The following is a 10,197-nucleotide window of genomic DNA, read 5'->3' as shown; positions in this document are numbered from 1 at the left end:
GCCCAAGGGGTGCGTGGGCCGGCCAACGGCCGGCGCTACCGGTCAGATCCCATTACCCCTTGGCGGCCAGCTGCCGCAGCACGTACTGCAACAAACCGCCGTGCTTGAAGTACTCCACTTCCTTCGGCGTCAGCAGCATCACATGGGCCGTGAAGGTCACCACGGTGCCATCGGCCTTGGTCGCGGTGACCGTGGCGGTCTTGCTGGCCCCGTCCTGCAGGCCGGTGATGTCCACCACTTCCGAGCCGTCCAGGCCCAGGCTCTGCGCGTTCTCGCCGGCCTGGAACTGCAGCGGCAGCACGCCCATGCCGACCAGGTTGGAGCGGTGGATGCGCTCGAAGCTTTCGGCCATCACCGCCTTCACGCCGAGCAGGTTGGTGCCCTTGGCGGCCCAGTCACGCGAGGAGCCGGTGCCGTACTCCTTGCCGGCAAACACCACCAGCGGCACGCCGTCGGCCTTGTACTTCATGGCCGCGTCGTAGATCGCCAGCTTTTCCGGTTCGCCACCGGCTTTGCCGTAGTACAGGGTATTGCCGCCTTCCTCACCGCCGAACATCAGGTTCTTGATGCGGATGTTGGCGAAGGTGCCGCGCACCATCACGTCGTCGTTGCCGCGACGGCTGCCGTAGCTGTTGAAGTCGGCCGGCTGCACGCCACGTTCCTGCAGGAAGCGGCCCGCCGGCGAGTCCTTCTTGATGTTGCCGGCCGGGGAAATGTGATCGGTGGTGATCGAGTCACCAAACAGGCCCATCACCCGCGCGCCATGCACGTCCTCGACATGCCCGACCTGCATGGTCATGCCATCGAAGTAGGGCGGGTTCTTGATGTAGGTCGAGGCACCGTCCCACTCGTACAGATTGCCCTCGGGCGACTGGATGGTGTTCCAGCGGGTATCGCCCTTGAACACGTCGGCGTAGTTCTGCTTGAACATCTCCGGGCCGATGGTGGCGGCAATGACGTCGCCGATTTCCTTGTTGCTCGGCCAGATGTCGCGCAGGTACACCGGCTGGCCGTCGCTGCCGGTGCCGAGCGGCTCGGTGGTCAGGTCGATGTCGGTGGTGCCGGCAATGGCATAGGCCACCACCAGCGGCGGGCTGGCCAGGTAGTTCATTTTGACTTCGGGGTGCACGCGCCCTTCGAAGTTGCGGTTGCCCGACAGCACCGAGGTCACCACCAGGTCACCGGCGGCAATGCCGGCGCTGACTTCGGTGGGCAGCGGGCCGGAGTTGCCGATGCAGGTGGTGCAGCCGTAGCCGACCACGTAGAAGCCGACCTTTTCCAGTTCGGTGAGGACGCCGGCTTTTTCCAGATAGTCGGTGACCACACGCGAGCCTGGGCCGAGCGAGGTTTTCACCCACGGCTTGCGGTCCAGGCCCTTGGCCGCGGCGTTGCGCGCGAGCAGGCCGGCGCCGATCATCACCGCCGGGTTGGAGGTGTTGGTGCACGAGGTGATCGCCGCGATCACCACCGCGCCGTCCTTCAGGCGGAAGCGCTGGCCGTCCAGCGCGACATCCGAATAGCCCTTGGCCAGCTGCTCGTTGCCGACCGCTGCGCCGCCGCCTTCGTTGACGAACTTGGAGACGTCGTCGTTGCGCTTGTCGCGGTTGGTGGTGAGTCCACCGAGGTTGTCGCGGTAGTTCTGCTTCACGTCCTGCAGCAGCACGCGGTCCTGCGGGCGCTTGGGACCGGCCAGGGAGGGCTTCACTTCGCCCATGTCCAGTTCCAGCGTGGCGCTGTAGCTGGCGTGCGGGCTGTTGGCGTCGTGCCACAGACCCTGCGCCTTCGCATACGCCTCGACCAGCGCGATCTGTTCTTCGCTGCGGCCGGACAGGCGCAGGTAGTTCAGCGACTCCTGGTCGATCGGGAAGATGCCGCAGGTGGCACCGTACTCCGGAGCCATGTTGCCGATCGTGGCGCGGTCGGCCAGCGGCAGGTGCTGCAGGCCTTCGCCGAAGAACTCGACGAACTTGCCGACCACGCCGTGCTTGCGCAGCATCTGGGTGACGGTCAGCACCAGGTCGGTCGCGGTGGCACCTTCCGGCAGCCTGCCGGTCAGTTTGAAACCGACCACCTGCGGAATCAGCATCGAGGAAGGCTGGCCGAGCATGGCCGCTTCGGCTTCGATGCCGCCCACGCCCCAACCGAGCACGCCGATGCCGTTGATCATCGTGGTGTGGCTGTCGGTACCGAACACGGTGTCGGGGTAGGCCACAGCCTTGCCGTCCTTGTCCGCGGTCATCACCACACGCGCCAGATTCTCCAGGTTCACCTGGTGCACGATGCCGGTGTTGGGCGGTACCACCTTGAAGTTGTCGAAGGCCTTCTGGCCCCAGCGCAGGAAGCCATAGCGTTCCTGGTTGCGCTGGAATTCGATCTTGCCGTTGAGGTCCAGTGCGTCGGGCTTGCCGAACACGTCCACCTGCACCGAGTGGTCGATGACCAGTTCGGACGGAATCTGCGGATTGATCTGCTCCGGGCGGCCGCCGAGCTTGACCACGGCATCGCGCATCGCCGCCAGGTCGACCACGCAGGGCACGCCGGTGAAATCCTGAAGGACCACGCGCGCCGGCATGAACGCAATCTCAACGTCCGGTTCTGCCTTGGGGTCCCATTTCGCCACGGCCTCGATGTGGTCGCGGCCGACCGTCGCACCGCCGTCCTCGTGCCGGAGCAGGTTCTCCAGCAGGATCTTCATCGAATAGGGCAGGTGGGAGATGTCGAACTGCTGGCCGAGCTTGGGCAGGCTGAAGTAGTCGTAGGCCGCGCCGCCGACATCCAGCTGGCTGCGGGTGGAGAACGAATCGCTCATGCGGGGAAACTCCTCTTGCGGATGGCTTGCAGTGGCCCGCGGACGGACCTGCTTGCGATGGCCGGCGGGGCCGCCGGCATGCAGCCAGTATGGCTGATGCCAGTGGGTCGGCGCGGCAGCCGGCTCAGAACGCAAGGTTATACATTCGTATGTAGTTTTCGTGTCACGGCTTGCCCCGCCACTGGCTCATCAGCATCTGCAGGAAGCGTTCGGCACTGGGCGAGAGCAGGGCCCCGCGCCGCCGCACGATGCCGATGGTGCGCGAGACCACCGGGTTGCCGATCGGGCGCGTGACCAGAATGGGGTGATCCCCGTCGGGGGTGGCCATTTTCGGCAGTACCGACACGCCGATCCCCGCTTCGACCATGCCCAGTGACGTGGACAGGTGGGTCACTTCGTAGTGCCAGCTAAGCTTGAGGTTTTCGCGCGCCAGTGCGCCGTCGAGCAGGGTGCGGTTGCCGCTGGTGCGATGCACGGTGATCAGCTGGTGGCGGGCCAGGTCGGACCACTCCACCTTGCGCTTGCGCGCCAGCGGATGGTCGCGTCGGCAGGCCAGCACGAAGGGGTCTTCGGCGAGCACATCAAAATCCAGATTCGGATCGTTGGCTCCCATGAAATTGATGCCGAATTCCACTTCGCCACGCTCCACCGCCTGCAGCCCTTCGGTGGCGGGGATGTCGAGAATGCGGAAGCGCACATTCGGATGCGCCTCATGGAAGCGTGCCATCACGCTGGGCAGGAAGTAGAACGCCGCAGTCGGCAGGCAGGCGATGGTGACGGTGGCACCACGGGTGTCGTCGTGGCCGCGCAGTGAAAACAGCGAGCCATCGAACTCTTCAATCATGCGTCGTACCAGTGGCAGCAGGTTCTCGCCGACCGCCGTGGTGCTGACGCTGCGCGTGGTGCGTTCCAGCAGGGGAGAGCCCACCGCCTGTTCCAGCTTCTGGATGCGACGGCTCAGCGCAGGTTGTGAGACATGCAGGGTTTCAGCGGCGCGATGGAAGCTGCGGGTTTCGGCCACCAGCAGGAAGGCGCGCAGGTCGAGGATTTCGCAATTGATGCTCATAGGGCATTAATCATCCAAAAATCAGCAATTCACAGATCAATCGGGGTCATGCCAGTATCGAATCACAGGGTGATATTCATCCGCTATAAGCATCAATCTACCACACGTATGTCCAACGATCTTTCCAGCATTCCCTGCGTGCTCATGCGCGGCGGTACCTCCAAGGGGCCGTTCTTCCTGGCCTCGGACCTGCCGACCGACATCGCCGCCCGCGACCGCCTGCTGGTGGAAGTGATGGGCTCGGGGCACCCGCTGCAGATCGACGGCATCGGCGGTGGCAATGCACTCAGCAGCAAGGTGGCGATCATCGACAAGGCCAGCCGCCCGGACGCCGACGTGGACTACCTGTTCGCCCAGGTCAAGGTGGAACAGCGTCTGGTCGACACCTCGCCGAACTGCGGCAACATGCTGGCCGCGGTGGGGCCGTATGCCATCGAACGCGGCCTGGTGCAGGCGCACCACCCGCGCACGGAAGTACGCATCCACAACGTCAACACCGGCAAGGTGATCGTGGCGACGGTGGAAACGCCCCATGGCCAGGTGGTGTATCGCGGCGACACCCATATTGCCGGTGCGCCCGGCGGTGCCGCGCCGGTGCAGCTCGCCTTTCTCGACGCGGCGGGCGCACGCACCGGCAAACTGCTGCCCAGCGGTCATGCAATGGAACAGATCGATGGCGCGGATGTGAGCCTGATCGACTGCGCCATGCCGATGGTGCTGATCCGCGCCAGCGACCTCGGCGTGCAGGGCGGTGAATCGCCGGCGGAGCTCAATGCCAATCGTGATCTGATGACGCGGATGGAAGCCATTCGCATCCAGGCGGGCGAACGCATGGGCATCGCCGATGCCGGCAGCAAAGTCATTCCTAAACCCGTTTTGCTTTCCGCACCGCAACATGGCGGCAGCCTGCAGGTGCGTTATTTCATGCCACATCAATGCCATACGGCATTGGCGATCACCGGCGGCGTGGGCATTGCCACGGCCGCAGCGACGCCGGGCACCCTGGCTAACACGTTCGTCGGGTGTGACGCATTGCCCACTTTGATTACTCTCGAACATCCGAGCGGTGCCCTGGACGTGGGCTTGAGTCGCAGCTCGGAACACGCGCCGGTCGTGGCCAGCGTGGTTCGCACCGCCCGCCGCCTGTTTGAAGGCCGGGTGTTCGCCACCACGCCGATTGCCACCGCAACCACGCAATGGACTTCAGCGGCATGACCTGACCCCGGTCAGGAGGCCGCGCCGCAGGCACGACCTCCCGACCTCCACCGAAACACCGTTACACGTAGCAGCACATCCTGGGAGGGATAGATGTACAAGCGATTTCTGATGACCGCGCTGGTCGCGGCAAGCCTGGCTGTTGCCGGCTGTGGCAAATCCGGCGGCGAAGGTGCCGCTGCCAGCGGCGGCGACAATGCCCCGGTCCGCATCAGCGTGGGGTCTTACAACCTCAACAACCTGCCGTTCTTCATCGCCGATTCCAAGGGCTACTTCAAGGAAGTGGGCCTGGACGTGAAGACCGAGAATTTCGCCCAGGGCGGTTCCAAAGTGCTGCAGGCGCTGGTGGCCAACTCCACCGATGTGGCGGTGGGCTTCTATGACCACACCATCCAGATGCAGGCCAAGCAGAAAGACGTCGTGGCGTTCGTGCTGCTGTCGCGCAACTCCGGGCTGGTGATGGCCGGGCGTGACGATGCGACGTTTGATCCGGCGCGCCCGGAAACGATCAAGGGCCAGAAAGTGGGCATCACCGCACCGGGGTCATCGTCGGACTTCTTCGTGCGCCACTTCCTGGCCCAGCATGACATCCCGGTCGACAGCATCTCGCTGATCGGCGTGGGTTCCGGTGCCGCGGCCGTGGCCGCGCTGGAGCAGGGCAAGATCGACCTGCTGGTGAACTACGATCCGGCCGCCACGCTGATCACCGAGCGCAAGGTCGGCAAGATCATCATCGATGCACGCAGCGACGAGGGTGCCCGCCAGGTGTATGGCGGCCTGTATCCGACCTCGGTGATGTATGCCAACCAGAGCTTCCTGGACCAGCGTCCGGATGCCGCCGAGAAGATCGCCCGCGCCGAGCAGAAGGCCCTGAAGTTCATCGCTGACAACAGCGCCGAGGACATCGTCGCGGCGCTGCCGGACAGCTACGTCTCTGGTGATCGCGCCACCTACGCGCGTGCCGTCGAGAACGCCCGCGCCATCTTCACCAAGGATGGTCACTTCACCCCGGCTGATCTGGAAACGCCGCTGAAGGTGCTGCGCGAGTTCAACAAGGACGTGGCCAACCACGATATCGACCTGTCCAAGACCTACACCAATGCCTTCGTCGAACGCGCCAGCGCCTCGACCCCGGCTGCCCAGAACTAAGCGGAGGTAACCCATGGCCACCAATGCCACCGTGCGCAAGCTCAACGGCGCACCGCAGCTGGAGCCTGCACAGACCATGGTTGCGATCAACCAGGTCACCATGTCCTTCGGCGACTTCACTGCCGTACGCGACGTCGACATCCAGGTGGGCAATGGCGAGTTCCTCGCCATTGTCGGCCCCACCGGCTGCGGCAAGAGCACCATCCTCAATTCCGTGGCGGGGCTGCTGAAGCCCTCCGCCGGTGAGGTCAGCATCGATGGGCGTGCCGTCAATGGCGTGCAGGCGTCGGTCGGCTATCTGTTCCAGCAGGATGCGCTGCTGCCCTGGAAGACCGCTTACCAGAACGTGGAACTGGGCCTGAAGTTCCGCGGCGTCGGCGAAGCCGAGCGCAAGCAGAAGGTCAATGCCTGGCTGGCCAAGGTCGGTCTGTCCGGGTTTGAACACCGCTATCCGCACCAGCTGTCCGGCGGCCAGCGCAAGCGCGTGCAGATGGCGCAGGCGCTGATCGTGGAGCCGAAGGTGATCCTGATGGACGAGCCGTTCTCGGCGCTGGACATCCATACCCGTCACCTGATGCAGAACGAACTGCTGCGCCTGTGGCAGGAAGACCGCCGCTCGGTGATTCTGATCACCCACGATCTGGAAGAGGCCATTGCGCTGGGCGACCGCGTGGTGGTGCTGTCGTCCGGTCCTGCCAGCCGTGTGGTGCGCAGTTTCGATGTCGACCTGGAGCGTCCGCGCAACGTGGCGGAAATCAAACTCGACCAACGTTTTACCGACCTGTACCGCGATATCTGGGCCTGCCTGCGCGGCGAAGTGGAGAAGAGCTATGCACGCCAGGACTGACAAATTCATCCAGCTTGCGCTGGTCATCATTGTATTCGGTGGTTGGGAAGGCGGCATCGCCATGGGGTGGATCGACCCGTTCTTCTTCCCGGCACCGACCGCCATCGCCAAGCAGTCGTGGACCTGGCTGTCGGATACCTCGTTCTACCAGCACGTGTACATCACCCTGACCGAAACCGCGCTGGGCTACCTGATCGGTACCGCGCTGGGTGTTGCCGGCGGTGTGTGGCTCGGCCTGAGCCGGCGCTCGGCGCGCATCCTGGATCCCTTCATCAAGGGCTTCAATGCGATCCCGCGTGTGGTGCTGGCACCGATCTTCGTGCTGTGGCTGGGCTTGGGCCTGTGGTCCAAGGTGGCGCTGGCAGTGACGCTGGTGTTCTTCACCACCTTCTTCAACGCCATGCAGGGCGTGCGTGAAGTGAACCCGGTGGTGCTGGCCAACGCCCGCATCCTGGGAGCCGGGCGCAGCGATCTGCTGCGTCATGTGTACTTCCCGGCGGCGGCCAGCTGGATCCTGTCTTCGCTGCGCACCTCGGTCGGCTTTGCGGTTGTCGGTGCCATCATCGGCGAGTACCTCGGTGCATCGGCCGGTCTGGGCTACCTGATCGCGCAGGCGGAAGGCAACTTCAATGCCGTGGGCGTGTTCGCCGGCATCATCATCCTGGCCGCCTTCGTGCTGGTGATCGACGCCATGCTGGACATCGTCGAGAACCGGGTGATCACCTGGCGTCCGAACGCGCAGCAGGGCGCGACCAGCTGATTGCCTGACGCGACGTCGGGAAGCCCCGGCGTCGCGCGTCTGAAAACATTCCCCCCGCATCATTGCAATGCACCCGCCAGGCCACGTGCCGGCGGGTTGGAGAGAGAACCCATGAAGACGCATCCCGTGCTGCCCCGCGCAGCGCTGACGGTGGCGCTTGGCCTGCTGCTGGCCAGCGGCCATGCCGCCGCGCAGTCCACCCCGCCGGCACCGCTCAGCCAGGCCGAGCTCACCGCGCTGGTGCAGCAGCAAGCGCAGCAGATCCAGCAGCTTCAATCCCGCCTTGATGCACTGGAAGGCACCGGTTGCACCGCTGCCGCGCCCGTGGCTGCACCTGCTCCGGAACTGGAAAGTCGCGTAGCAAAACTCGAAACCCAGCAGTCCAAAGCGCCCAAGGTCTCCTTCAGCAAGGGCGCGCCGGAGTTCACCAGCGCCGATGGCAACGTGACCTTCCGTCCGCGCGGCCGTCTGTTCGTGGACGGCTCCAGTACCGACGGCTCTGACAGCAGCGACCGCAACATTTCCGGCACCGAGATCCGCTCGGTGCGCCTGGGCGCGGAAGGCCGTTACGGCATTCTGGGCTGGGCAGTGGAGGGTGACTTCGCCGACAACGAGGTCGCGTGGAAGTCGGTGTACGCCACGGTTGACCACAAGCTGTTCGGCCTGCCGGCCGACCTGACCATCGGTAACCGCCTCAACGATCGCGGCATCGACGGGTCCAGCAGTACCTCCAACACGCCGTTCCCGGACCGCAACGTGGTCGGCACGCTGATGCTGCCGCAGCGCGGCCTGTTCGGTGTGGGCCTGACCGAGCGCGTGTACGGCAAGGGCTGGCATGCCAGTCTGTCGGTGGCCGGCAACGACCTCAACAACGTCGGCGACAACAACGACAGCCAGACCTGGGCCACCCGCGTGCACTGGAACCCCATCGCCAGCAAGGCGGCCACGCTGCACCTGGGGGCATGGGCGTTCCACGAGGAGATTGCCGCCGGGTCGACCGGCGTGCTGCGCAGCTCGGCCATTGCCGGGCACTTCAATGACCTGGTCAAGATCACCCCGGGCACGCTGGCCGGTACGGACCGCAGCACGGCTTATGGCGTCGAAGCCGCCGGCTTCTTCGGGCAGGGCTGGGCGACGGGCGAGTGGGGTACGCGTAACCTGCGCGGGACCAATGCCAGTGGTCGTTACGACCTGGATCATGACGCCTGGGCGGTGTCGGCCGGCTGGTTCCTCAGCGGGGCCAGCCCGTCGTACTCGGCCAAGGCCGGTACCTGGGGCAAGGTGAAGGTCGCCGACCCGGTCACCAGCGGCGGTCGCGGGGCCTGGGAACTGCGTGGCCGCTACGAGGACGTGGACTATGCCGAACTGCCCACCGGCGGCACCGGCCACGCCTGGACGGTGGGGGCCAACTGGTACCTCAACGACTACAGCCGGGTCATGTTCGACGTGATCCGCTGGCAGACCGACAACCCGACGGGTGCGGTGCAGGGCAAGGACGAAGGCACCACCTTCAATACCCGGTTCCAGGTAGCGTTCTAAGCGATTGGCTGTTGAACTGAGACGGGGTGCCCCTGGGCACCCCGTTGTCGTGTACTGATCTTGCTGAACGGTCGAAAACGCCGGCCCATCGGGCGGTAACATGCGGCCGGCGACGTAGCGGTATGGTCACAGAAGTATGTATAATTCGTACATACCGAAGAGGGCGTACCCGATGGAAGCCACTGTTGCCGAACGCGGTCAGATCACCCTGCCCAAGGCCGTGCGCGATGCGTTGGGCCTGACCAAGGGCACCCAGCTGAAGGTGGAGCTGGACGGCAGCCGCATCATCCTGCGCAAGAGCGTTGACGACGCCATATCACGCGCGCGCGGAAAATTCGCGCTGGACGGCTTTGATTCGGCCCAGGCCGCCGTACGCGCGGTGCGCGACGAGGACTGATCGATGATGATCGCCGTCGATTCACCGGTGCTGGTGGAGCTGCTGAGCAACGGGCCGCAGGCCGATGCCGTGGAAGCCTGCCTGCGCCAGAGCCTGGTCAGCGGCAAGGTGGTGGTGTGTGGTGCCACCCTGGCCGAGGTCTGCGCCAGCCTGCGCGGCGGAGCCGAGGTTCTGGAAGCGCTCGAGGAAATGGGCGTGCACTTCAATGCGCTGGAGGCCAAATCGGCGCTCCGCGCCGGCGAGATGCATCGCCGCCACCGCCAGCGCGGCACCGCCCGCCGCAGCCTGGACGACTTCATGGTGGGCGCGCACGCACTGCTGCAGTGCGATGGGCTGATCACCTGGAACGACACGTTTTACCGCGACTACTTCAAGGGTCTGAAGCTGATCGTGCCGCTCGCCTGAGGCCCATCGT

The 10,197-nt window shown here is 65.0% G+C and carries 9 protein-coding genes; 7 read left to right on the top strand and 2 right to left on the bottom strand.

Annotated elements, in window-relative coordinates; genetic code table 11:
* Window positions 1-52: 52 nt before the first annotated feature.
* Together acnA and QMX83_RS07055 are read right to left on the bottom strand one after the other, a co-directional pair.
* The gene (acnA, locus tag QMX83_RS07060; RefSeq protein WP_282295909.1) at window positions 53-2,809 is read right to left on the bottom strand and encodes an aconitate hydratase AcnA; all 2,757 of its coding nucleotides are present in this window, start codon (window positions 2,807-2,809) and stop codon (window positions 53-55) included.
* 163 nt (window positions 2,810-2,972) lie between these two features.
* Complete coding sequence (locus tag QMX83_RS07055) at window positions 2,973-3,875, bottom strand: LysR family transcriptional regulator (protein WP_282295908.1); 903 nt, start codon at window positions 3,873-3,875, stop codon at window positions 2,973-2,975.
* 108 nt (window positions 3,876-3,983) lie between these two features.
* Between QMX83_RS07055 and QMX83_RS07050 the strand changes: the two genes are divergently transcribed.
* The 7 genes from QMX83_RS07050 to QMX83_RS07020 all read left to right on the top strand — a co-directional run bounded on the left by QMX83_RS07050 (window position 3,984) and on the right by QMX83_RS07020 (window position 10,187).
* Window positions 3,984-5,090 carry a 4-oxalomesaconate tautomerase gene (locus tag QMX83_RS07050; RefSeq protein ID WP_282295907.1) on the top strand — a complete coding sequence of 369 codons (1,107 nt, stop codon included), beginning with the start codon at window positions 3,984-3,986 and terminating at the stop codon, window positions 5,088-5,090.
* Window positions 5,091-5,183: 93 nt separating this feature from the next.
* On the top strand, window positions 5,184-6,239 hold the full coding sequence (locus QMX83_RS07045) for an ABC transporter substrate-binding protein (protein WP_282295906.1): 1,056 nt from the start codon (window positions 5,184-5,186) through the stop codon (window positions 6,237-6,239).
* A 13-nt stretch (window positions 6,240-6,252) separates the two neighbouring features.
* Complete coding sequence (locus tag QMX83_RS07040) at window positions 6,253-7,086, top strand: ABC transporter ATP-binding protein (protein ID WP_282295905.1); 834 nt, start codon at window positions 6,253-6,255, stop codon at window positions 7,084-7,086.
* Window positions 7,070-7,846, top strand: coding sequence for an ABC transporter permease (locus QMX83_RS07035; RefSeq protein WP_282295904.1), 777 nt, complete (start codon window positions 7,070-7,072; stop codon window positions 7,844-7,846). The genes QMX83_RS07040 and QMX83_RS07035 overlap by 17 nt, the downstream gene beginning before the upstream one ends.
* A 111-nt stretch (window positions 7,847-7,957) precedes the next feature.
* Window positions 7,958-9,385 carry a porin gene (locus tag QMX83_RS07030; protein ID WP_282295903.1) on the top strand — a complete coding sequence of 476 codons (1,428 nt, stop codon included), beginning with the start codon at window positions 7,958-7,960 and terminating at the stop codon, window positions 9,383-9,385.
* 172 nt (window positions 9,386-9,557) lie between these two features.
* Complete coding sequence (locus QMX83_RS07025) at window positions 9,558-9,782, top strand: AbrB/MazE/SpoVT family DNA-binding domain-containing protein (RefSeq protein ID WP_282295902.1); 225 nt, start codon at window positions 9,558-9,560, stop codon at window positions 9,780-9,782.
* 6 nt (window positions 9,783-9,788) lie between these two features.
* Complete coding sequence (locus QMX83_RS07020; RefSeq protein WP_282295910.1) at window positions 9,789-10,187, top strand: type II toxin-antitoxin system VapC family toxin; 399 nt, start codon at window positions 9,789-9,791, stop codon at window positions 10,185-10,187.
* The last annotated feature ends 10 nt before the right edge of the window (window positions 10,188-10,197 follow it).

The sequence above is a fragment of the Stenotrophomonas sp. PS02289 genome (assembly GCF_029960115.1).
Lineage (GTDB): Bacteria > Pseudomonadota > Gammaproteobacteria > Xanthomonadales > Xanthomonadaceae > Stenotrophomonas.
Note: the sequence above shows the minus strand (reverse complement) of the source record. Positions and strands in the feature narration are given on the sequence as shown.